This window comes from Variovorax sp. Soil_C_33 (assembly GCF_057656935.1).
On record NZ_JBDGJK010000017.1, the window covers coordinates 44,705 to 68,780 of the forward strand.

Annotated in this window: 18 protein-coding genes; 12 read left to right on the forward strand and 6 right to left on the reverse strand. The window is 68.7% G+C overall.

The annotated features are described in order from the left end of the window. Positions 1–90 precede the first annotated feature (90 nt). Complete coding sequence (locus AC3A6B_RS23250; protein WP_487839011.1) at positions 91–1,050, reverse strand: LysR family transcriptional regulator; 960 nt, start codon at positions 1,048–1,050, stop codon at positions 91–93. A gap of 88 nt (positions 1,051–1,138) precedes the next feature. Here AC3A6B_RS23250 and AC3A6B_RS23255 point away from each other — a divergent pair, with 88 nt between their 5' ends. From AC3A6B_RS23255 to AC3A6B_RS23300, 10 genes are read left to right on the forward strand one after another with little or no spacing between them, the layout of a single operon-like run. Continuing rightward, entirely contained in the window at positions 1,139–2,590 is a 1,452-nt protein-coding gene (locus AC3A6B_RS23255; protein WP_487839012.1) for an aldehyde dehydrogenase family protein, read from the forward strand. Between the two features lie 55 nt (positions 2,591–2,645). Beyond that, complete coding sequence (locus AC3A6B_RS23260; protein WP_487839013.1) at positions 2,646–3,611, forward strand: ABC transporter substrate-binding protein; 966 nt, start codon at positions 2,646–2,648, stop codon at positions 3,609–3,611. 59 nt (positions 3,612–3,670) lie between these two features. Next, a complete protein-coding gene (gene chvE, locus AC3A6B_RS23265; protein WP_487839014.1) occupies positions 3,671–4,741 on the forward strand; it encodes a multiple monosaccharide ABC transporter substrate-binding protein in 1,071 nt (356 codons plus the stop codon). A 56-nt stretch (positions 4,742–4,797) separates the two neighbouring features. After that, positions 4,798–6,321 (forward strand): multiple monosaccharide ABC transporter ATP-binding protein, encoded by a 1,524-nt coding sequence (gene mmsA / locus AC3A6B_RS23270; protein ID WP_487839112.1) that lies wholly within the window; start codon positions 4,798–4,800, stop codon positions 6,319–6,321. Continuing rightward, complete coding sequence (gene mmsB / locus AC3A6B_RS23275; RefSeq protein WP_487839015.1) at positions 6,311–7,519, forward strand: multiple monosaccharide ABC transporter permease; 1,209 nt, start codon at positions 6,311–6,313, stop codon at positions 7,517–7,519. Before mmsA ends, mmsB begins: the two co-directional genes overlap by 11 nt. Beyond that, a complete protein-coding gene (locus AC3A6B_RS23280) occupies positions 7,516–9,045 on the forward strand; it encodes a sugar ABC transporter ATP-binding protein (RefSeq protein ID WP_487839016.1) in 1,530 nt (509 codons plus the stop codon). Before mmsB ends, AC3A6B_RS23280 begins: the two co-directional genes overlap by 4 nt. Then, positions 9,042–10,112, forward strand: a complete 1,071-nt coding sequence (locus AC3A6B_RS23285) for an ABC transporter permease (RefSeq protein WP_487839017.1) — start codon at positions 9,042–9,044, stop codon at positions 10,110–10,112. The genes AC3A6B_RS23280 and AC3A6B_RS23285 overlap by 4 nt, the downstream gene beginning before the upstream one ends. Then, positions 10,109–11,131, forward strand: coding sequence for a galactofuranose ABC transporter, permease protein YjfF (gene yjfF, locus AC3A6B_RS23290; protein WP_487839018.1), 1,023 nt, complete (start codon positions 10,109–10,111; stop codon positions 11,129–11,131). Before AC3A6B_RS23285 ends, yjfF begins: the two co-directional genes overlap by 4 nt. Positions 11,132–11,147: 16 nt before the next feature. Then, positions 11,148–12,881, forward strand: a complete 1,734-nt coding sequence (locus tag AC3A6B_RS23295; RefSeq protein WP_487839019.1) for an IlvD/Edd family dehydratase — start codon at positions 11,148–11,150, stop codon at positions 12,879–12,881. A gap of 15 nt (positions 12,882–12,896) precedes the next feature. Continuing rightward, entirely contained in the window at positions 12,897–13,826 is a 930-nt protein-coding gene (locus tag AC3A6B_RS23300; RefSeq protein ID WP_487839020.1) for a dihydrodipicolinate synthase family protein, read from the forward strand. 10 nt (positions 13,827–13,836) lie between these two features. On the opposite strand, the gene AC3A6B_RS23305 is transcribed toward AC3A6B_RS23300, so the two are convergent. The 5 genes from AC3A6B_RS23305 to AC3A6B_RS23325 form a co-directional block, all read right to left on the reverse strand. Beyond that, positions 13,837–15,345: a CYTH and CHAD domain-containing protein gene (locus AC3A6B_RS23305; RefSeq protein ID WP_487839021.1), complete on the reverse strand. Its 1,509-nt coding sequence runs from the start codon at positions 15,343–15,345 to the stop codon at positions 13,837–13,839. A 10-nt stretch (positions 15,346–15,355) separates the two neighbouring features. Further along, positions 15,356–15,607, reverse strand: coding sequence for a hypothetical protein (locus AC3A6B_RS23310; RefSeq protein WP_487839022.1), 252 nt, complete (start codon positions 15,605–15,607; stop codon positions 15,356–15,358). Positions 15,608–15,705: 98 nt separating this feature from the next. Continuing rightward, positions 15,706–16,197, reverse strand: a complete 492-nt coding sequence (locus AC3A6B_RS23315) for a hypothetical protein (RefSeq protein ID WP_487839023.1) — start codon at positions 16,195–16,197, stop codon at positions 15,706–15,708. Positions 16,198–16,357: 160 nt separating this feature from the next. After that, positions 16,358–18,925: a cyanophycin synthetase gene (gene cphA / locus AC3A6B_RS23320; RefSeq protein WP_487839024.1), complete on the reverse strand. Its 2,568-nt coding sequence runs from the start codon at positions 18,923–18,925 to the stop codon at positions 16,358–16,360. 45 nt (positions 18,926–18,970) lie between these two features. Then, positions 18,971–21,211 (reverse strand): cyanophycin synthetase, encoded by a 2,241-nt coding sequence (locus AC3A6B_RS23325; protein WP_487839025.1) that lies wholly within the window; start codon positions 21,209–21,211, stop codon positions 18,971–18,973. Between the two features lie 127 nt (positions 21,212–21,338). On the opposite strand from AC3A6B_RS23325, the gene AC3A6B_RS23330 reads away from it, so the two are divergent. Continuing rightward, on the forward strand, positions 21,339–23,615 hold the full coding sequence (locus AC3A6B_RS23330) for a cyanophycin metabolism-associated ABC transporter (RefSeq protein WP_487839026.1): 2,277 nt from the start codon (positions 21,339–21,341) through the stop codon (positions 23,613–23,615). Further along, positions 23,612–24,076 (forward strand): cyanophycin metabolism-associated DUF1854 family protein, encoded by a 465-nt coding sequence (locus AC3A6B_RS23335; protein WP_487839027.1) that lies wholly within the window; start codon positions 23,612–23,614, stop codon positions 24,074–24,076. Before AC3A6B_RS23330 ends, AC3A6B_RS23335 begins: the two co-directional genes overlap by 4 nt.

The following is a 24,076-nucleotide window of genomic DNA, read 5'->3' on the forward strand; positions in this document are numbered from 1 at the left end:
CCGTTGAGGCACTGCCGAGCAGCGCAGGGAAGCCCGAAGGGCCAGTGACGTCGGCCGACACAGGGCACACCGCCCGCCTCCGCCCCCGGACTAATCCGCCTCCAGCCGCCTCCCATACACCGCCAGGCATTGCGCCTTCAACGCCTTCATCATCACCTTGGCCGCCGGCGAGGGCAGCCGGTCGGTGCGCGTGATGAGGCCGAAGGCGTCCATGTGGCAGGGCATGTCGACCGGCAGCACGGCCCCGATGCCGTGCGCGGCGTAGTAGCGCGCCACGTCGGTCGCGAGGACGGCGATCATGTCGCTCTGCTGCAGCATGCGCGTGATGAACAGCAGCGCTGCCGTCTCGATCACGTTGATCGGCGGCGCGAGGCCTTCCTCCTGGAACATCAGGTCGAAGCGATGGCGCAGCACGCTGCCCGCGGGCGGCACGATCCAGCCGGCGGACACCACGTCGCGCAGGCCCAGGCCTGTCATGCCAAGCAGCGGATGCCCGGGGCGCACGAGCGCGCACACCGGCTCCTCGACCAGCGCCTCGTAGCGCAGGTTCGACTTGTCGTGCTCCGCGAACAGGCGCGCGACCAGGATGTCCAGCTTGCCCTGCTCGAGCCGCTCGAACAGCACCGGGCTGGTCTCGATATCGAGCGAGATGCGCAGGTTCGGCTGCTCGCGCTTCACGGCCTCCATCGCCGGTGGCAGCAGCACCAGGCCGGGCGAGGTGACCGCACCGATGCCGACCTGGCCGAAGCTGCCGGCCTTCAGCGCGACTAGCTCGTCGTGCGCCTGGTTGAGGCTTGCCAGCGCCTCGCGCGCGTGGCGGATCATGGTCTCGCCGTACCAGGTCGGGCGCATGCCGCGCGGCAGGCGCTCGAAGAGCGAGACCTCCAGCACGTCCTCCAGGTCCTTCAGCAGCTTCGAGGCCGCGGGCTGCGTCATGTTGAGCACCTGGGCCGCGCGATGGATGTTGCCCTCCTCGGCCAGGGCCACGAGCAGCAGCAGCTGGCGGGTCTTGAGGCGCGCACGGATGAACCAGTGCGTGTAGTTGGTCATGGGGTTTACCTGAATGCTGTTTCTGATATCGATTTGATCCAAATATTGATTGGAAAGATATGGGTGTGGTTCCTAAACTCGCCCCACTTTGAAGCGCAGCCATCTCCAACAGAACGCCAGGCAGTACATCAACGGCCGCTGGGAAACCGGCGTGACCAGCGGCCTGAGCGAAAACCCCTCCGACACGCGCGAGGTGGTGGCCGAGTACGCACGCGCCGACCGCAGCCAGACCGACTCTGCGATCCGCGCGGCAGTCGATGCCTTCCCGCACTGGAGCCGGACCACGCCGCAGCGCCGCGCCGACGTGCTCGACCAGATCGGCAGCGAACTGCTGGCGCGCCGCGAAGAGCTCGGCGTGCTGCTGGCGCGCGAGGAAGGCAAGACCCTGGCCGAGGCCATCGCCGAAGCGACGCGCGCGGGCCAGATCTTCAAGTTCTTCGCCGGCGAGGCGCTGCGCGCCGGCGGCGAGACGATGTCCTCGATGCGGCCGGGCGTGCAGGTCGACGTGACGCGCGAGCCCGTCGGCGTGGTCGGCTTGATCGCGCCCTGGAACTTTCCGCTCGCCATCCCCGCCTGGAAGATCGCGCCCGCGCTGGCCTACGGCAACAGCGTGGTGTTCAAGCCGGCCGAACTGGTGCCGGCCTGCGGCTGGGCCCTCGCAGAGATCATCAGCCGCGCGGCGCTGCCGGCCGGCACCTTCAACCTGGTGATGGGCAGCGGCCGCGAGGTGGGCCAGGCGATCGTCGACAGCCCGCTGGTCGATGCGATCAGCTTCACCGGCTCGGTCGAGACCGGCGAGCGCATCCTGCGGGCCGCATCGGCGCGGCACGCCAAGGTGCAGCTCGAAATGGGCGGCAAGAATCCGCTCGTGGTGCTGGCCGACGCCGACCTCGAGCTCGCCGTCGACTGCGCGGTGCAGGGCGCGTATTTCTCGACCGGGCAGCGTTGCACCGCCTCGAGCCGGCTGATCGTCGAAGCGCCGGTGCACGATGCCTTCGTCGCGCGCCTGCGCCGCCGCATGGCCGCGCTCAAGGTCGGGCATGCGCTGGAGCGCGGCGTCGACATCGGCCCGGTGGTCGACCACCGCCAGCTCGGGCAGAACATGGCCTCGATCGCGGCCGCGATCGAGGAGGGCGCCGAGCACGTGTGGGGCGGCGAACTGCTCACGCGGCCGACCGCGGGCCACTACATGAGCCCGGCCCTGTTCCTGGCCCGGCCCCATCAGCGCGTGGCGCGCGAGGAGATCTTCGGCCCGGTCGCCTGCGTGCTGCGCGCCGACGACTACGAGCATGCGCTGGTGCTGGCCAACGACACGCCCTTCGGCCTGTGCGCCGGCATCTGCACCGGTTCGCTGCAGCGCGCCATGCATTTCAAGCGCCATGCCAAGGTGGGCATGACCATGGTCAACCTGCCGACCGCGGGCGTCGACTACCACGTGCCCTTCGGCGGCCGCAAGGCCTCGAGCTACGGGCCGCGGGAGCAGGGGCGCTACGCGGCCGAGTTCTACACCACGGTCAAGACGGGATACGTGATGGCCTGACGCAGGCACCCGGCCGCTTAAGTTTTTTCACCACGACAACCACAGGAGACAGACCATGAAACTGAACCGTCGCACGCTCACCCTTGCCCTCGCAAGCGCCTCGCTGGCCGTGCTGCTGCCGGGCACGGCGCTGGCGCAGAAGAAAATCGTTCTCGGCTTCGCCCAGGTCGGCGCCGAAAGCGAGTGGCGCACCGCCAACACCGAGTCGATCAAGTCGGCCGCCAAGGAGGCCGGCATCGAGCTCAAGTTCTCCGACGGCCAGCAGAAGCAGGAGAACCAGATCAAGGCGATCCGCTCCTTCATCGCGCAGAAGGTCGATGTCATCGCGTTCTCGCCGGTGGTCGAGTCGGGCTGGGAAACGGTGCTGCGCGAAGCCAAGGCCGCCAAGATCCCGGTGGTGCTGACCGACCGCTCCGTCAACACCAAGGACGACTCGCTCTACGTCACCTTCATGGGCTCCGACTTCGTCGAAGAAGGCCGCAAGGCCGGGCGCTGGCTGGTCGAGAAGATGAAGGACCAGAAGGGCGAGGTCAACATCGTCGAGCTGCAGGGCACCGTGGGCTCGGCGCCGGCGATCGACCGCAAGAAGGGCTTCGAGGAAATCATCAAGGCCGACCCGAAGTTCAAGATCATCCGCTCGCAGACCGGCGACTTCACGCGCGCCAAGGGCAAGGAAGTGATGGAAGCCTTCCTCAAGGCCGAGGGCAAGAAGATCAACGTGCTCTACGCGCACAACGACGACATGGCGATCGGCGCGATCCAGGCCATCGAGGAAGCGGGCCTGAAGCCGGCGAAGGACATCACGATCATCTCGATCGATGCGGTCAAGGGCGCCTTCGAGGCCATGATGGCCGGCAAGCTCAACGTGTCGGTCGAATGCAGCCCGCTGCTCGGCCCGCAGCTGATGACGGCCGTGAAGGACATCAAGGCCGGCAAGCCCGTTCCGAAGCGCATCGTGACGGAGGAGACCATCTTCCCGATGGAAGTGGCCGCCAAGGAATTCCCGAAAAGAAAGTACTGAGCATCACCGGCGCGCCGCGCGAGCGGCGCGCATGAACCGCAAACGAAGGAGACACCTCAATGAAACGCATCTTTCTCAAGACCCTGCTCGCGGGCGCCGCCGTGAGCCTGATCGGCCTCGCCCCGCTGGCCCAGGCCCAGGACAAGGGCCCGATCGCGATCTCGATGCCGACCAAGTCCTCGGCGCGCTGGATCGCCGACGGCAACAACATGGTCAAGTACTTCAAGGAGAAGGGCTACAAGACCGATCTCCAGTACGCCGACGACGACATCCCGAACCAGCTCGCGCAGATCGAGAACATGGTGACCAAGGGCTCCAAGGTGCTGGTGATCGCCGCGATCGACGGCAGCACCCTGTCGGACGTGCTGCAGAAGGCGGCCGACAAGGGCGTCAAGGTCATCGCCTACGACCGGCTCATCAAGGGCTCGAAGAACGTCGACTACTACGCGACCTTCGACAACTTCCAGGTCGGCGTGCTGCAGGCGGGCTACATCGAGCAGGCGCTCAAGCTGAAGGAAGGCAAGGGCCCGTACAACATCGAGCTCTTCGGCGGCTCGCCGGACGACAACAACGCCTTCTTCTTCTACAACGGCGCGATGTCGGTGCTCAAGCCCTACATCGACAGCGGCAAGCTGGTCGTGCGCAGCAAGCAGCTGGGCATGGACAAGGTCTCGACGCTGCGCTGGGACGGCGCGGTGGCGCAGGCGCGCATGGACAACCTGCTGTCGGCGTACTACACCAAGGACCGCGTCGATGCGGTGCTCTCGCCCTACGACGGCCTGTCGATCGGCATCATCTCCTCGCTCAAGGGCGTGGGCTACGGCTCGGCCCAGCAGCCGATGCCGGTGGTGACGGGGCAGGACGCCGAGGTGCCCTCGGTCAAGTCGATCCTGCGCAAGGAACAGACGGCGACCGTGTTCAAGGACACGCGCGAACTGGCCAAGGTGACGGTGAACATGGTGGACGCGATGCTCGCGGGCAAGACGCCGGAAGTGAACGACACCAAGACCTACAACAACGGCGTCAAGGTCGTGCCGTCCTACCTGCTCAAGCCGGTCAGCGTCGACGCTTCGAACTGGAAGCAGGCACTGGTCGACAGCGGCTACTACAAGGAAAGCCAGATCAAGTAGTCGCGAGGGTGGGGCGGAGGTTCGAAGGAGACAGGGTGAACGATGTAATTCTGGAGATGCGCGGCATCACCAAGACCTTTCCGGGGGTGAACGCGCTGGACAACGTCAACCTCGCGGTGCGCGCGGGCGAGATCCACGCGGTGGTGGGCGAGAACGGCGCGGGCAAGTCGACGCTGATGAAGGTGCTCAGCGGGGTCTATCCCTGCGACAGCTATTCGGGCGAGATCCGCTTCGAGGGCGAGCTGCGCCGCTTCCGGGACATCGCCGACAGCGAGAAGCTCGGCATCATCATCATCCACCAGGAGCTCGCGCTGGTGCCGCTGCTCTCGATCGCCGAGAACATCTTCCTCGGCAACGAGACGGCGCGCGGCGGCGTGATCGACTGGTTCGCGGCCTATGCCAAGACGCGCCAGCTGCTGGCCAAGGTCGGCTTGAAGGAGCCGCCGACCGCACTCATCACCGACCTCGGCGTCGGCAAGCAGCAGCTGGTCGAGATCGCGAAGGCGCTCTCGAAGGAGGTCAAGCTCTTGATCCTCGACGAGCCGACGGCGAGCCTCAACGAGAGCGACAGCGACGCGCTGCTGGCGCTCCTGCTCGGGCTCAAGAAGCAGGGCATCTCCTCGATCCTGATCTCGCACAAGCTCAACGAGATCGCGAAGGTGGCCGACTCGATCACCGTGCTGCGCGACGGCGCCACCGTCGAGACCATGGATTGCCGCACGGCGCCGATCAGCGAGGACCGGATCATCCGCGGCATGGTGGGGCGCGACATGGCGCACCGCTATCCCGAGCGCTCGCCGCAGATCGGCGAGACCGTGTTCGAGGTGCGCGACTGGCGCGTGCACCACGCGCTGCATGCCGAGCGCGAGCAGATCAAGGGCGTGAACCTGCACGTGCGGCGCGGCGAGATCGTCGGCATCGCCGGCCTCATGGGCGCCGGCCGCACGGAGTTCGCGATGAGCGTGTTCGGGCGCGCCTACGGCCAGCGCATCAGCGGCTCGGTCTTCATGCACGGCCAGGAGGTGGACGTCTCCACCATCGGCCGCGCGATCGACCACGGCATCGCCTACGTCACCGAAGACCGCAAGGGCGCCGGCCTGGTGCTGGAGGAAGACATCCGCAAGAACCTCAGCCTGGCCAACCTGGCGGCCGTTTCCGACCGCGGCGTGATCGACGACGGGCGCGAGTTCAAGGTCGCCAACGATTACCGCCGCGCGCTCGGCATCCGCTGCGCCGGCGTCGGCCAGCAGGTGCTCAACCTGTCGGGCGGCAACCAGCAGAAGGTGGTGCTCGCCAAGTGGCTGTTCGCGAAGCCCGAACTGCTGATCCTCGACGAGCCCACGCGCGGCATCGACGTCGGCGCCAAGTACGAGATCTACACCATCATCGACCAGCTCGCGAGCCAGGGCAAAGGCATTCTCATGATTTCTTCCGAACTGCCCGAACTGCTGGGCATGTGCGACCGCATCTATGTGATGAACGAAGGGCGATTCGTCGCCGAGTTTCCTGCCGCCGAGGCCTCGCAGGAAAAGATCATGCGGGCCATCGTGGCCTCGGGGAGCAGCGTCCATGCCGCCTGAAGTCGACACCACCGTCACGCCGGCGCAGCCCGTCGCGCCGCTCGCCGAGTACGCGGGTTTCCTCAAGAACAACCTGCGCGAATACGGCATGCTGATCTCGCTGGTCGCGATCATGGTGCTGTTCCAGGTGCTGACCGACGGCACGCTGATGCGGCCGCTGAACCTCACCAACCTGCTGCTGCAGAACAGCTACATCGTGATCATGGCGCTGGGCATGCTGCTGGTGATCGTGGCCGGCCACATCGACCTGTCGGTCGGCTCGGTGTGCGGCTTCATCGGCGCGCTCGCCGCGGTGCTGATGGTGGAGTACGAATGGCATTTCGTGCCCACCTTCATCGTCTGCCTGATCGCCGGCGGGCTGATCGGCGCCTCGCAGGGCTGGTTCGTGGCCTTCTTCCGGATCCCGTCCTTCATCGTCACGCTGGCCGGCATGCTGGTCTTCAAAGGACTGACCCTGGCGCTGCTCGCGGGCCAGTCGGTCGGCCCCTTCCCCGAAACCTTCCAGAAGCTGAGCTCGGGCTTCGTGCCCGACCTGGGGAGCGGCGGCGGCCTGCACACCAGCTCGCTCGTGCTCGGCGCGCTGGCCGCCGCGGCGCTGGTGTTCTTCAAGCTGCGCGGCCGCGCCAAGCTGGCGCAGCACGGCATGGAGCAGGAGCCCTACGCCTTCTTCCTGGTGAAGAACCTGTTCTTCGCCGCCGTCATCCTGCTGCTGAGCTACCTGCTGGCGACCTACAAGGGCCTGCCGAACGTGCTGATCGTGATGGCCGTGCTGATCGTGGCCTACGACTTCGTGACCAGCCGCACCACAGTCGGCCGCCGCATCTACGCGCTGGGCGGCAACGAGAAGGCGGCGCGGCTGTCGGGCATCAAGACGCAACGGCTCGCCTTCCTGACCTTCGTCAACATGGGCGTGCTGGCGGCGCTGGCCGGGCTGGTGTTCGCGGCGCGCCTCAACACGGCCACGCCGAAGGCGGGGCTGGGCTTCGAGCTCGACGTGATCGCGGCCTGCTTCATCGGCGGCGCCTCGGCCTCGGGCGGCGTCGGCAAGGTGATGGGCGCGGTCATCGGCGCCTTCGTCATGGGCGTGATGAACAACGGCATGTCGATCCTCGGCATCGGCATCGACTACCAGCAGGTGATCAAGGGCCTGGTGCTGCTGGCCGCGGTGTTCGTCGACGTCTACAACAAGAACAAATGAACTCCGCCGCAGAGTCCGAGATGCCGGTGCTCGAGCTCACCGGCATCGACAAGCAGTTCAACGGCGTGCCGGCGCTGCGCGGCGTGGCGCTCAAGCTCCGGCCGGGCGAGATCCATGCGCTGATGGGGCAGAACGGCGCGGGCAAGTCGACGCTCATCAAGGTGCTGACCGGCGTGCATGCCGCCGACGCCGGCGAGATGCGGCTCGCGGGGCAGCCGATCCGGCCGGGCTCGCCGCTCGAGGCGCAGCGTATGGGCATCAGCACGGTCTACCAGGAAGTCAATCTCTGTCCCAATCTGTCGGTGGCCGAGAACATGTTCTCGGGGCGCTATCCGCGCCGCGGCGCGGCGCAGGGCTTTCGCATCGACTGGGCGAAGGTGAACCGCGATGCGCGCGCGCTGCTGGCGCGGCTGGACGTGGACATCGATGTCTCGCAACTGCTGTCGAGCTACTCGGTGGCGGTGCAGCAGATGGTGGCGATCGCGCGCGCGCTCGGCCTCTCGTCGCGCGTGCTGATCCTCGACGAGCCGACCTCGAGCCTCGACGACGAGGAGGTGAAGAGCCTGTTCGCGGTGCTGCGCAGGCTGCGTGACGACGGCATGGCCATCCTGTTCATCACGCATTTCCTGAACCAGGTCTATGCGGTGTCGGACCGCATCACCGTGCTGCGCAACGGCAGCTGGGTGGGCGAGTGGCGCGCCAGCGAGCTCGGCCCGCAGGCGCTCATCTCCGCCATGGTGGGACGCGAGTTCGCGGCGCAGGCCACCGGCCCTGCGCAGCTGCCCGCCCTCGAGGAGTTCGCACCCGCGGTGCTGCAGGCCGAGGGCCTGGGCCAGCGCGGGCAGCTGCAGCCGGTCGACCTCAGCGTGCGCGCGGGCGAGGTGGTGGGGCTGGCCGGCCTGCTGGGCGCCGGCCGCACCGAGCTGGCGCGGCTGCTGTTCGGCCTGGCGAAGCCGGATTGCGGCCGCCTGCGCGTGGACGGCGTTGCCGTCGAGCTCGCCAGCCCGGCCGATGCGGTGAAGCACGGGCTCGCGCTGTGTCCCGAGGAGCGCAAGACCGACGGCATCGTGGCCGAGCTCTCGCTGCGCGAGAACATCGCGCTGGCCTTGCAGGCGAGCCTGGGGCTGCGCCGCACGCTCTCGCGCGCGGAGCAGACGGCGCTGGCGGAGCGCTTCGTCAAGGCACTGGGCATCAAGACCGCGAGCATCGACACGCCGATCGGCCTGCTGTCGGGCGGCAACCAGCAGAAGGCGGTGCTCGCGCGCTGGCTGGCGACCCGGCCGCGCCTCCTGATCCTCGACGAGCCGACGCGCGGCATCGATGTCGCGGCGAAGCAGGAAATCATGGACGAGATCCTGCGGCTCGCAGGCGAGGGGATGGCGGTGCTGTTCATCTCCTCCGAGATGAACGAGGTGGTGCGCGTGTCGCACCGCATCGCGGTGCTGCGCGAGCGGCGCAAGGTGGGCGAGCTGCCCGCGGGCAGCAGCGAGGACGCGGTCTACGAACTGATTGCGGCGGAATCATGAGCGCATCGTTTTCCGAATCCTTCAGGCGAGTGTTCAGTCACCGCCTCGCGTGGCCGGTGGTCACGCTGCTCTTGCTGCTGGCCGTCAACGCGACCTTCAACCCGAGCTTCCTGCACCTGGAATGGCGCGACGGCCATCTCTACGGCAGCCTGATCGACATCCTCAACCGCGCGGCGCCGCTGGTGCTGGTGTCGCTCGGCATGACGCTGGTGATCGCCACCCGCGGCATCGACATCTCGGTCGGCGCGGTGGTGGCGATCGCGGCGGCGCTCGCGGCCTGGATGATCGGCGGATCGCTGGTGGTCGCCAACGGCGCCGCCGCCGAGGTCAGCCGCTTCCCGATGTGGCTGGCCATCGTCGCGGCGCTCGGCGCGGCTGCGGCCTGCGGGCTGTGGAACGGCCTGCTGGTGGCGCGCGTCGGCATGCAGCCGATCATCGCGACGCTGATCCTCATGGTGGCGGGGCGCGGCATCGCGCAGCTGATCACCGGCGGCCAGATCATCACGATCTACTACGCCCCCTTCTTCTTCATCGGCAGCGGCTACCTGTTCGGGCTGCCCTTCTCGGTCTACATCGCGGCGCTGGTGCTGGCGGTGGTCTATTTCGGCATCACGCGCAGCGCGCTGGGGCTCTTCATCCAGGCGGTGGGCATCAACCCGAGCGCGGCGCGCGTGGCCGGCGTGCGCGCGCGCCGCATCATCGTCTGCGCCTACATGTTCTGCGGCTTCTGCGCCGGTGTCGCGGGCCTCCTGATCAGCTCCAACGTCAAGAGCGCCGACGGCAACAACGCCGGCCAGCTGCTGGAGCTCGACGCGATCCTGGCGGTCACGCTCGGGGGCACCGCGCTCACCGGCGGCCGCTTCAGCCTGATCGGTAGCGTGATCGGCGCGCTGATCATCCAGACCCTGACCTATGCCATCTATTCGCTGGGCGTGCCGCCGGAAATCAACCTGGTGGTGAAGGCGGTGGTCGTGTTCGCGGTCATGCTGCTGCAGTCGGCGGAGTTCCGCGCCAGCATGCGGCAGCTGGTGCGGCGTGCGCCGCGCGGCGCGGAGGTTGCCCGATGAGCGCCGTCGTCTCTCGCCCGCCGGAAGCCGCCGCGCCTGCGGCGGCGCCCAGGCCCCCGCGCACGCGCCTGAACCCCAAGTACCTGCCGCTGGCCGCGACCATCTCGCTCTTCATGCTGATGGCGACGCTGGGCTCGGTGTTCTACGACGGCTTCTTCTCGCCGCAGGTGTTCCTGAACCTGCTGATCGACAACGCCTTCCTGTGCATCGTCGCCGTCGGCATGACCTTCGTGATCCTGTCGGGCGGCATCGACCTGTCGGTGGGCTCGGTGATCGCGCTGACCACCATGGTCTCGGCCTCGCTGGTCGAGAAGCACGGATGGAGCCCGGGCCTCGTGATCCCGCTGGTGCTCGTCATGGGCACGCTGTTCGGTGCCTGCATGGGTCTCCTGATCGAGCGCTTCCGGCTCCAGCCCTTCATCGTGACGCTGGCCGGCATGTTCCTGGCGCGCGGCCTCTGCTATCTCATCAGCATCGACTCCATCAGCATCTCCAACGCGTTCTATTCGGAAGTGTCGCAATGGCGCATGCCGGTCTGGGGCGAGGCATCGATCTCGGCGAGCGCCCTGATCGCGCTGGCGGTGGTGGCGCTCGCGGTCTTCGTCGCGCACTACACGCCCTTCGGCCGCACCGTCTACGCGATCGGAGGCAACGAGCAGTCGGCCCTGCTGATGGGGCTGCCGGTGCGCTCCACGGTGATCGGCGTCTACACGCTGTCGGGCTTCTGCTCGGCGCTGGCCGGCGTGGTGTTCACCTTCTACATGCTGTCGGGCTACGGCCTGCACGCGGTCGGGCTCGAGCTGGATGCCATCGCGGCGGTGGTGATCGGCGGCACGCTGCTCACCGGCGGCGTCGGCTACGTGGTCGGCACGCTGTTCGGCGTGCTGATGCTGGGCATCATCCAGACCCTCATCTCCTTCGACGGCACGCTGAGCTCCTGGTGGACGCGCATCGTGGTCGGCGCGCTCCTGTTCGTCTTCTGTCTCCTGCAACGCCTGTTCGCCGCGCGCAGGCCCTAGTCCCGAAAGCCCCCGCATGCCCCAGACCTCCAAGAAACTGCGCTCGACCGAATGGTTCGGGTCCGCCGACAAGAACGGCTTCATGTACCGAAGCTGGATGAAGAACCAGGGCATCCCGGACCACGAGTTCGACGGCCGGCCGATCATCGGCATCTGCAACACCTGGTCGGAGCTGACGCCGTGCAACGCGCACTTCCGCAAGATCGCCGAGCACGTGAAGCGCGGCGTGTCGGAGGCGGGCGGCTTCCCGGTCGAGTTCCCGGTGTTCTCCAACGGCGAGTCGAACTTGCGCCCGACCGCGATGCTCACGCGCAACCTCGCGAGCATGGACGTGGAGGAGGCGATCCGCGGCAACCCGATCGATGCGGTGGTGCTGCTCACCGGTTGCGACAAGACCACGCCCGCGCTGCTGATGGGCGCGGCGAGCTGCGACATCCCGGCCATCGTGGTCACGGGCGGGCCGATGCTCAACGGCAAGCTGGAAGGCCGCGACATCGGCTCCGGCACGGCCGTGTGGCAGCTGCACGAGGCGATGAAGGCCGGCGAGATTGACGTGCACCAGTTCCTGTCGGCCGAGGCCGGCATGTCGCGCTCCGCCGGCACCTGCAACACCATGGGCACTGCGTCCACCATGGCCTGCATGGCCGAGGCGCTGGGCACCTCGCTGCCGCACAACGCGGCGATTCCCGCGGTCGACGCGCGCCGCTATGTGCTGGCGCAGATGTCGGGCATGCGTGCCGTCGAGATGGCGCGCGAAGGCCTGACGCTCTCGAAGATCCTCACGCGCGAGGCTTTCGAGAACGCGATCCGCACCAATGCCGCGATCGGCGGCTCGACCAATGCCGTGATCCACCTGAAGGCCATCGCAGGGCGGATGGGCGTGCCGCTCGAGCTCGAGGACTGGACGCGCATCGGCCGCGGCACGCCGACGCTGGTCGACCTGATGCCCTCGGGCCGCTTCCTGATGGAGGAGTTCTACTACGCGGGCGGGCTGCCGGCCGTGCTGCGCCGGCTCGGCGAGAACGGCCTTTTGCCGCATCCCGATGCGCTCACGGTCAATGGCCGGTCGCTGTGGGAAAACGTGCGCGATGCGCCGAGCTGCAACGACGAGGTGATCCGTCCGCTGGCCCGGCCGCTGGTCGAAGACGGCGGCATCTGCATCCTGCGCGGCAACCTGTCGCCGCGCGGCGCGGTGCTGAAGCCTTCGGCCGCTTCGCCCGAGCTACTCAAGCACCGCGGCCGCGCCGTGGTGTTCGAGAACCTGGAGCACTACAAGGAACGCATCGTCGACGAGGCGCTGGAGGTGGACGCGAGCTCCGTGCTGGTGATGAAGAACTGCGGCCCCAAGGGCTATCCCGGCATGGCCGAGGTCGGCAACATGGGCCTGCCGCCCAAGCTGCTGCGCCAGGGCATCAAGGACATGGTGCGCATCTCCGACGCGCGCATGAGCGGAACCGCCTATGGCACCGTGGTGCTGCACGTGGCGCCGGAAGCCGCCGACGGCGGCCCGCTGGCGGCCGTGCGCGACGGCGACTGGATCGAGCTCGACTGCGAGCAGGGCCGCCTGCACCTGGACATCAGCGACGCCGAGCTGGCCGAGCGGCTGAGTGCCATCGCCGTGCAGGAGGCGCCTGCCAATGGTGGCTACCGGCGCCTCTACGTCGAACACGTGCTGCAGGCCGACGAGGGCTGCGACTTCGACTTCCTCGTCGGCTGCCGCGGCGCCGCGGTGCCGCGTCATTCCCATTGAATCCGGAGCCTTCGCATGACTTCTTCCCGCCAACGCCGCTACCAGGGCATCTTCCCGGTAGCGCCCACCACCTTCACCGAAACGGGCGAGCTGGACCTCGCGAGCCAGAAGCGCTGCATCGATTTCATGATCGAGTCGGGCTCGGACGGCATCTGCATCCTGGCGAATTTTTCCGAGCAGTTCGTGCTCGCGGACGACGAGCGCGAGCTCCTGACCCGCACCATCCTCGAACACGTCGCCGGCCGCGTGCCGGTGATCGTGACCACCACCCACTTCAGCACCAAGGTCTGCGCCGAGCGCAGCCGCCGTGCGCAGGACATGGGCGCCGCGATGCTGATGGTGATGCCGCCCTACCACGGCGCCACCTTCCGCGTGCCGGAGACGCAGATCTTCGATTTTTATGCACGCCTGTCCGACGCGGTGGACATCCCGATCATGGTGCAGGACGCGCCGGCCAGCGGCACCGTGCTGTCGGCGCCCTTCCTCGCGATGATGGCGACGGAGATCGAGCACGTCGCCTACTTCAAGATCGAGACTGCGGGCGCGGCATCGAAGCTGCGCGAACTGATCCGTCTGGGCGGCGACGCGATCGAAGGTCCGTGGGACGGCGAGGAAGCGATCACCCTGATGCCCGACCTCGACGCCGGCGCCACCGGCTCAATGACGGGCGGCGCCTACGCCGACGGCATCCGGCCGATCATCATGGACCACCTGGCCGGCCGCCGCGAGGCAGCCTTCGCGCGCTACCAGCAGTGGCTGCCGCTGATCAACTACGAGAACCGGCAGGCCGGCTTGCTCGCCTGCAAGGCGCTGATGAAGGAGGGCGGGGTGATCAACTGCGAGGCCCCGCGCCATCCTTTGCCGGCGATGCATCCCGACACGCGCGCCGGCCTGATCGAAACGGCGCGGCGCCTCGATCCGCTGGTGCTGCGCTGGGGCCGCTGAGGGGCGCGGCTCAGCGCTTCGATCGTTTCCAGAACGGTTGCGCGTGCGCGATCTTGTTGAGCGCGTCGCGACATTCCAGCGCGCTTGCGGGCTGCCGCGCGGCCAGCCAGCCGACCGCGAACCATGCCCGCCCGTCGCGCTGGGCCGTGTCGCGGTAGGCGGCGATGGCCATGGCGGCGTCGTTGTGCGTGCCCAGCGCATCCTGCGCCGGGCGCAGTTCCTTCAGATAGCGCTTCGCGCCGTGGCCGAACAAGGGCGCGACGAACTCGCCCAGGTAGCGCAGCCGCTTGAGGCGCTTGCGCACGCGATGCTGCTCCTCGACCGCCAGCGCGTCGAAGCGCCGGCCGTCGCGCACCACTTGACGGTGCAGCTTGGACAGCCGCGCGCGCAGCGGCTTGCGGGCCGGCGCGTCGGGTTCCGGTTCGCCGAGGGGGTCTTCTTCGGGCAGCGAGGCTTCGATCAGGCTCATCAGCACGAGCTGGAAGGCCGCCGAACGCACCACTTCGGCCGGGGGCGGCGACGCATCGTCCGGCGAGCCCTCGTTCAAAGACATCGACGGCCCGCCGACGGCCTCGATCTGCGGCTGCACGGTCTGCTGCAGGTGCTCGCGGTCGCGCTGGCGGCCCAGCGCGCGGAATGTGTCCACCAGGGCCGGCTCCCATGCCGGATCGATGGAAGGCGCGAGCTCGGCCAACTCGCGCAAGGCGGTGCGCAGGCGCCGGATGCCGACGCGCAGCTGATGCACGTGCTCGGGATCGGTGCTGCCGGCCGCGACCTCGCCGGCATTGGGCAGGATCTGAGTCAGGCAGCTGTTCAGCACCGCGCGAAAAACCTGCACGCCGCTCGGATCGCCGCCCAGCTTCGGCGCTTCGGCCTTGACCGGCTCGCCGTATTCGACGCCCTTGGCCAGCCGCTCCCCGCGCGCCGACTTGGACACGGTGTCGAGCCACAGGCCGTAGCGCATGCACCAGCGCCGCGCGAGCTCCAGCACCGACTGCGGGCTGCCGCTTTTCAGCTCGATCTCGAGCTCGCACACCGCGTGCGAATGATCGCCGGCACGCACTTCGCCGCGGTCGAAGGCGAGCTCGACCCGTGCATCGCCGGTGCGCATCTCGCGCAGGGTGCGGTGGATGTCGGTGAGGTAGAGCGGCACCAGCACGGCGTCGGCCGGCTCATGTCCGGCCGCGCGCAAGGCCTTCGCGATCAGCGCGCCGACGGGCGTGCCTTCATGGCGCTCGATGCGCGGCGGCGGCACCTCGCCGGCGCGTTCGGTGCGAAGGTCGACGTTGTGCTCGTGGCGCTGCAAGGGTCCGTCGGCAGGCGCTTTGGCGGTCTGTATCCAGTTCCTGCCTTCCTTGCGCACGCGCAGCACGAGTTTCTGTGCCGCCAGGGCACCGTCGGCGGTGTCGAAATAGCGCGCCTGGAGACGGGTGCGCTGCGAATGGCCGCGCGCGACCGCCGCCTCGACGGCGGCGCGTTGTTGCGCGTCGACCTGGAACTTGAGTTCGAACTCGGTCACTGCGGGGGCATCAACCCGGCAGCTCGCTGATCTGCAGCGACAGGTCGAACAGCTTGGACTTGCTGGCGTAGTAGCGGTCGAGCCGCCATTCCTTCAGGATGTCCATGGCCAGCTGGAAGCTCTTGTAGTCGAGGTCGTAGAGCGTGATCAGCTCGAAGCTGCGCTCCGATTCGAGAGCCAGGACGAGCCGGGCCAGGATCTGGGCCGACTCGTTGGCCGGGTCCGTTTCGATGAATCGGCGTGCGACCTTGATGGCGTTCATGGGGGTGGGCTTCGGAGTTGACGGGCCCACGACTATAGCCAGCACCCCCGGGGCCTTTTATGACAGCCGCGTGACAAAGTAGGGCTTTGGTCTTCGTCTTAACGAAGCGGAAGCGGCGCCATGGGTGCCGGCGCTGTCATCGGCGCCGGCGCGGTCATCGGCTCCGGCCTTGTCATCGGCGCTGCTGCCGGCGGCGCGCTCATCGGCGTCGGCGACACGATCGGCGTCACGGTTTCGCGGATCACGCCGCCGCCCAGCACGCTGCCTTCCATCGTGGTCCTGCCGGTGCCGAGCACGCGCGCCTCGCAGTCGGCCCGGTCGGCCGGCGGCTGCAGGCTGCAGCGTGCCAATGCGTTCTGTTGGTAGTTGGTGGGCGCGGCGCTGGTCAATCCGCCTCGCCGCGCCTCGTGGCGTGCCGCTCCGGCTTCTCGAAGACAGGCGGTGCGATCCTGCAGGACGCCGTCGCAGACCGCGCGCTCGCGCTGCAGGGTGGCATCGGAACCGGCCGCCTGGGCGATGGCCGACGAGCCGCCGATCAGGCCGCCCGCAGCAAGCAGGACGGCAAGGGTCGAACGAATGGGTGCTTTCATGAGATCACTCCTTGACTCGGGCGGCACAGTTCGCGCCGCCGGTCAGGCAGTGTGGTGGCGCTCCGCGGCGCAGGCTGTGGGACAGCGTGGCCGCGATCTGGCGCAGGTGCCGCAGCTTCGTGTGGGACAGGTCCGTCACGGCGGCAGCGCCGCCGCGCGCTCAGCCAGCAGCGATGCGCTTCGCCAGGTGAGCGAGCGCTTCCTCGACCTGGTCGACCAGGATCAGCGAGAGGTCGCCAGGCTGCAGCCGTTCGAGTGCGGTGTCGATGGCGATGAACTCGCCGCGGATCTCGTCGATGGCACGGGTACGCGTCGCGCCTTCGAGCCCCTGCCGCAGCAGCGCCATGACCTCGCCGTCGGCGCGGCCGCGCTGGGCCGCGTCCTGGTAGAGGATCACGTCGTCGAAGGCCTGGCCGAGGATCGCGGTCTGGTCGCGGATGTCGCAGTCGCGGCGGTCGCCGGCCCCGCTGATCACCACCGAGCGCTTCTTCGCCGGCATGGTGTCGACTGCGGCCACCAGCGCACGCATGGCGTCGGTGTTGTGGCCGTAGTCGGCGATCACGGTGGCGCCGCGGTAGTCCATCACGTTGAAGCGGCCGGGCACGCCGGCGGCGTCGTTCTTGAAGCTCGCGAGGCCGCTGCGGATGGTGTCCCAGTCCAGGCCCACGGCCCAGGCCGCGGCGACCGAGGCCATCACGTTGTCGACCTGGAAGCCGATGGTGCCGTTGCGCGTGATCTGCACGTCGCGCAGCGCAATGCGCTCGCGCCACGAGCCCTCGGCGGCGACCAGCGTGTCCTGGTCGACGTAGACGGTGCGCTTGCCTTGCGCGCGGTGCGTGGCCATCACCGGATGCTGGCGGTCGGCGGCGAAGAAGATCACGTTGCCGGGACAGGTGGCGGCCATCGCGGCCACATTGGGGTCAGCCGCGTTGAGTACCGCGTAGCCACCGGGCGCCACGTTGCGCACGATCACGCGCTTGAGGACCGCGAGGTCTTCGACCGTGGTGATGTAGTTGAGTCCCAGGTGGTCGCCGCTGCCGATGTTGGTGACCACCGCCACCTGGCAGCGGTCGAAGCCCAGGCCCTCGCGCAGCACGCCGCCGCGCGCCACTTCGAACACGGCCGCATCGACGTCCGGGTGCAGCAGCACGTTGCGGGCGCTCTTGGGGCCGCTGCAGTCGCCGCTGTCGGTCTGGCGGCCATCGACGTAAACGCCGTCGGTGTTGGTCATGCCGGTGCGCAGGCCGCTGGAGGCGAGCAGGTGGTTGATCAGGCGCGCGGTGGTGGTCTTGCCGTTGGTGCCGGTCACGGCCACCACCGGGATGCGGCCGTCGTCGCCGTGCGCGAACAGCGTGTCCATCACCGCTTCGCCGACCGCGCGGCCGCGGCCGAAGGAGGGCGAGATGTGCATGCGCAGTCCCGGCGCAGCATTGACCTCGACCACGCCGCCGTGCTGCTCCTCGAGTGGGCGCAGCACGTTCTCGCAGACCATGTCGACGCCGCAGATGTGCAGGCCGACCATCTGGGCCGCATCGACGGCGCGCGCCGCGACTTCGGGATGAACCGTGTCGGTGACGTCGGTGGCAGTGCCGCCGGTCGAGAGGTTGGCGTTGTTGCGCAGCACCACGCGCTGGCCGAGCGCGGGCACGCTGTCGGGCGCGAGGCCCTGCGATTCGAGGCGGCCGATCGCGATGTCGTCGAGCCGGATCTTGGTCAGCGAGGTCGCATGGCCTTCGCCCCGGCGCGGGTCCTGGTTGACCAGGTCGACCAGCTGGCGCACGGTCTGCCGGCCGTCGCCGATGACTTGCGGCGGATCGCGCCGTGCCGCCGCCACCAGCTTGTCGCCCACCACCAGCAGGCGGAAGTCGAAGCCCGGCAGGAACTTCTCGACCATCACTTCGCCGTAGGCCGCGGCCGAGTCGTAGGCGGCGAGCAACTGCTCGCGCGTCGTGATGTTGACCGTGACGCCCTTGCCCTGGTTGCCGTCCTGCGGCTTCACGACCACCGGCAGGCCGATCTCCTGCGCCGCGGCCCAGCCGTCGTCGGCATCGCTCACGGGCCGGCCCAGCGGCACCGGCACGCCGGCCGCGTTGAGCAACTGCTTGGTGAGCTCCTTGTCCTGCGCGATCGATTCGGCCACGCCGCTGGTGCTGTCGACCTCGGCGGCCTGGATGCGGCGCTGCTTCGAACCCCAGCCGAACTGCACCAGGCTGCCGCTGGTGAGGCGGCGGTACGGGATGCCGCGCGCCACGGCTGCATCGACGATCGAACCGGTGCTCGGGCCCAGGCGCTCGGATTCGTCGAGGTCGCGCAGTTCGGTGATGGCGGCGTGGGCATCGAATTCGGTACCGGCCTGCGCGGCGGCGATCAGCTGCTCGGCCAGCTCGATCGCGCGCCGGCCCACGGGTTCTTCGCTGTATTGGAAGGTGACTTGGTAGACGCCTTGCTCTACTGTGCGCGCGGTGTGTCCGAAGTTCACGGCGCAGCCGGCCTGGGCCTGCAGCGCCACGGCCGCATTCTCGAGCACGTGCGCCAGCGCGAGCGGCTGGCCGAGCACGATCGGGTGCAGTTCGCCGATGGTCGGGAACAGCGCGCGCAGCCGGGCTTCGAAGCCGGGCAGCCGCCTGATCGCGTTCTCGTCGCCTGCGCAGGTGACGATCGCCTCGATGCAGGTGTGGCGGCTCCAGAGATTGGGCCCGCGCAGGGCGCGGATGCGGGTGACTTCCATGGCGGTGGTGCAGTAGGGCGCCGGCGAACCTGAGGGTTGCGCCGGTCAGGCCAGTTGAGGTTCGGGCGAAAGCAGGGTTTGGGACAGCTGCAGCGAGGCCAGCGCGGCCTGCAGGTCGGCTTCGAAGGCTTCGACGCCGGCGCCGATCAGGCTCAGCGGAATGCCCAGCGCCCAGCCGGCGGCAATCGCGGCCAGCAGGCTCTCGAGCCCGACGCCCGCGTGCGTGGCGCGCCAGATGGTCAGCCGGCCGAGGCCGGGCAGGAAGGATTCGCTGCTGCCGTTGGCCAGCACCACGCGGTCCTGCCGCACCAGCACGGCCTTGCCGCCGGCGCTCTGGTGCTTGGCCAGTGCCTCGGCTTGCGGGTCGATCGAATAGAGGATCACCTCGCCATCGCACAGCGGCGCGAGGCCGGCGACACGCATGTCCGCGGCGTTGAGCACGGCGGTGCCTTCGGGCAGCACCACGTCGACCTGGGTGCGCAGCACCCTGACCATCTGGTCGCTCTCGGTGATGTCGAACTCGGCCAGGTCTTCGGCGCCGTCGAGATCGGTCACGATGCCGACCTCGCAGCGGTCGTAGGCCAGGCCGTCGCGCAGGATGGTCTGGGCGCCGTTCTCGATCACCACGGCCTGCACGGCGCGGTTCACCAGCAGGCGGCGGCCGGCGTCCCAGGTCGCGCTGTCGCGCGCATCGACGCGGCGGCGCTCGAGGAACAGGCCGTCGCGGCAGGCCAGGCCGGTGTGGCGTCCGCCCAGGCCGACGAGCCAGGCGACCAGGCGCGAGAGCACCGCGGTGCCGCGCGAGCCGGCCACGCCGACCACCGGGATGCGGCCCGGCGCGTCGTCGGGAAAGAGGTGGTCGCAGATGGCGCGGCCCACCGGCCGCGGCGAACCGACGGCCGGCTTCAGGTGCATCAGGAGGCCGGGGCCGGCGTTGACTTCGACGATGGCGCCGCCTTGCTGCGCCAGCGGGCGGCCGATGTCCTGCGCCACCAGGTCGACGCCGGCGATGTCGAGCCCGACCACGCGGGCCGCCAGCACGGCCGCATGCGCGACCTCGGGATGCACCTGGTCGGTACAGTCGATGGCCATGTTGCCGTTGCGCTGGATCGTGACGACCCGGCCGGCGGCGGGCACGGCGGCCGCGTCCAGTTCCTGGCGCTTGAGCTCGAGCTGCAGCTTGGCGTCGGTCGCGACGTCGATAACGTCGAGGGGAAATTCTTCTTCCGCGCCGCGCCGCGGGTCGCTGTTGAGCTGGCTGTCGATCAGCTGGGCCACGGTGGATGTGCCGTCGCCGGTCACCGTGATGATCTCGCCGCGCGCGGCCGCGACCACCTGGCCGCCGACCACCAGCAGGCGGTGCTCGTGGCCGCGGATGAAGCGCTCGACCATCACGTCGCTGCCCTCGGGCTCGGCGACGGCGAAGGCGGCTTCCACTTCCTCGCGCGTATTCAACTCCAGCGAGACGCCGCGGCCGTGGTTGGCGTCCGAGGGTTTGACCGCCACCGGCAGGCCGATGTCTTCGGCGGCTTCCCAGGCTTCCTGCGCGTTGGCCACCACCTGGCCCTCGGGCACCGGCACGCCACAGCCGGCGAGCAGCGACTTGGTGAGCTCCTTGTCGCTGGCGATCGATTCGCCGATCGCGCTGGTGTAGTCGGTCTCTGCGGTCCAGATGCGCTGCTGGTTGGCGCCGTAGCCGAGCTGCACCAGGTTGCCGCTGTTGAGCCGCATGTGCGGAATGCCGCGGTCGGTCGCGGCGCCGACGATGCAGGCCGTGCTCGGGCCCAGGTAGCAGTCCTCGACCTTGGCCTTGACCGCATCGACCGCGCGCTGCACGTCGGCGGCGTCGAAGGGGTCGTTGTTGATGGCGGCCATCAGCAGGCGGTGGCCCTCGGCCAGGGCGACGCGGGCGACTTGCTCGTCGCGGGCGCGGAACACCATGCGGTAGACACCGTACTTGGAGGTGCTGCGCGTCTGGCCGAAACCGGTCGGCATGCCGGCCAGGTTGAGCAGCTCGATCACGACGTGCTCCAGCACGTGACCCGACCAGGTGCCCTCGGTCAGGCGCTGGATGAAGCCGCCGCGCTCGCCGACGCCGCAGTGGTGCTCGATCAGGGCCGGCAGCAGCGTGGTCAGGCGGTCGGTGAAGCCGGAGATCTTGTTGGAGGGGTAGTCCTCGAGCGCGCCGAGGTCGAGCCAGACTTCCAGCACAGGCCGGTAGGTCCAGAGGTTCGGGCCGCGCAAATAGTTGACGCGCAGCAGGCGGATGTCGTCGAAACGGGTCATGAGAACGTTCGTTGTGCTTTGGCCGAGCACGGGGCCGACTTCAAGCGCGCCCATGGTCATCGGTCAGAATCGGCGCCCGGCAGGCGCCATGAAGGGCCCCGTCGCGGGCCAGAGACACAGAAACACAATGCAACATCACGATCCAGTCGGCACCCCGGAGGGCGGAGAAGAGGAGGCTTCTGAGGCTCTGAAAAGCCGGCTCAGAACCGCGGAAAACGTCTTGGCAACCGTACCGGTTGACCTCGATGGCGAACTTCGGTTTGCTTCCGGCCTGCTGGCCCTGACCGATCGGCGCCTGCTGGCCCGGGATTCCGAAGGTGCTTGGGCCGAATGGCCGCTGGCCGCACCGGGGCTGGACCTGCAACTCGCCGACCATGCCGGCGTCGGAACCCTCGACCTGCTCGATCTCCGCGGGCGGCTGGCGCGCTGGCGCTACACCCTGCGCCACCAGGCGGCCGCGCTGCGGCTGCAGAAGCTGTTCGGCCAGCAGGCGGCGGGTGTCGCGCAGGCGACAACAGCGGCCGCCGAGGCTGACGAGGCGGCGCTTTCCGAGCCCGAGCTCCAGACCCCGCCCTCCACCTGGGTGCTGCTGCGGCTGGGCCGTTTCGCCAAGCCCTACCGCAAGCAATTGATCGCCGGTTTCCTGCTCACCCTGGCCTCGACCGCCGCCACGCTGGTGCCGCCCTACCTGACCATCCCGCTGATGGACGACATCCTGATCCCGTTCCAGAACGGCCAGCAGATCGCCTTCGGCAAGGTCGCGATGTTCCTCAGTGCGCTGCTCGCCGCCGCGCTGGCTGGCTGGGCGCTGGGCTGGGCCCGCACCTACCTGCTGGCACTGGTGTCGGAGCGCATCGGCGCCGACCTGCGCACCACCACTTACGAACACTTGCTCACCTTGCCGCTCGATTACTTCGGCGGCAAGCGCACCGGCGACCTGATGGCGCGCATCGGCTCGGAGACCGACCGCATCAACGTTTTCCTTTCGTTGCATGCGCTGGACTTCCTGACCGACGTGCTGATGATCGCGATGACGGCGGTGATCCTGGTCTCGATCAATCCGCTCCTGGCCGTGGTCACGCTGGTGCCGCTGCCCTTCATCGCCTGGATGATCCACGTGGTGCGCGACCGGCTGCGCACCGGCTTCGAGAAGATCGACCGCGTCTGGAGCGAGGTCACCAACGTGCTGGCCGACACCATCCCCGGCATCCGCGTGGTCAAGGCCTTCGCGCAGGAAAAGCGCGAGGCCAGCCGCTTCCACGCCGCCAACGCCTACAACCTGCAGGTCAACGACAAGCTCAACAAGACCTGGTCGCTGTTCACCCCCAGCGTGTCGCTCCTGACCGAGATTGGCCTGCTGGTGGTCTGGGGCTTCGGCATCTGGCAGGTGGCGCGCGGCCGCATCACGGTGGGCGTGCTCACCGCCTTCATCGCCTACATCGGGCGCTTCTACACGCGGCTCGATTCGATGAGCCGCATCGTCTCGGTGACGCAGAAAGCGGCGGCCGGCGCCAAGCGCATCTTCGACATCCTCGACCACGTGAGCAACGTGCCCGAGCCGGCGAACCCGGTGAAGGTCGAGCGCGTGCAGGGCCGCATCGAGATGGCCGACGTCGGCTTCCGCTACGGCAGCCGGGCCGTGATCCGCGACCTCGACCTGGTGATCGAGCCGGGCGAGATGATCGGCCTCGTCGGCCACAGCGGCTCGGGCAAGAGCACGCTGGTCAACCTGATCTGCCGCTTCTACGACGTGACCGACGGTGCCATCCTGGTCGACGGCACCGACATCCGCCGCTTCGCGGTGGCCGACTACCGGCGCCATGTCGGGCTGGTGCTGCAGGAGCCCTTCCTGTTCTTCGGCACCATCGCCCAGAACATCGCCTACGGCAAGCCGGAAGCCACGCGCGAGGAGATCGTCGCCGCGGCGCGCGCCGCCCATGCGCACGACTTCATCCTGCGCCTCCCGCACGGCTACGACTCGCTGGTCGGCGAGCGCGGGCAGGGCCTGTCGGGCGGCGAGCGGCAGCGCATCAGCATCGCGCGCGCGCTCCTGATCGACCCGCGCATCCTGATCCTCGACGAGGCGACCTCGGCGGTCGATACCGAGACCGAGAAGGAAATCCAGAAGGCGCTCGACAACCTGGTGCAGGGCCGCACCACCATCGCCATCGCGCACCGGCTCTCCACCTTGCGCAAGGCCGACCGGCTGGTCGTGATGGACCGCGGCGAGATCGTCGAGGTCGGTCCGCACGACGCGCTGATGGAAAAGCAGGGCGCCTACTGGCGGCTCTACCAGGCGCAGCTGCGGCAGGCCGATGAGGAGAGCCCGGGTTCCGCGGCCGAGCGGGCTTCGGTCGCGCTGGTGCTCGGCGGCCATGCGGCGCATCCGGCGGGTGAAGCATGAACGATTGCCAACTGGAACGCGACGGCTTCGGCCGATTGGTGGTGGTCGACGCCGAGGGCGTCCGCCACGCCGGCGTGGTGCCGGTGCGCGCCTTTCCGCTCAGCGCGCCGGGCGATGGCCTGTCGCTGGTCGGCAGCGACGGCCGTGAACTGCTGTGGATCGATCGCGTCGACGACTTGCCGGAAGAAGTGCGCGCCTTGCTCGCGCAGGACCTGGCCGCGCGCGACTTCGCTCCTACCTTGCGGAAGCTGCACAAGGTGTCGAGCTTCGGCGTGCCCAGCACCTGGCAGGTCAGCACCGATCGCGGCGAGACCAGTTTCGTGCTCAAGGCCGAGGAAGACATCCGCCGGCTCGAAGGCGGCGCGCTGCTGATCGCGAGTGCGCACGGCGTGCAGTTCCGCATTCCCGATGTGAAGGGGCTGGACCGGGGGTCGCGCAAGTTGCTGGAGCGCTTCCTGTAG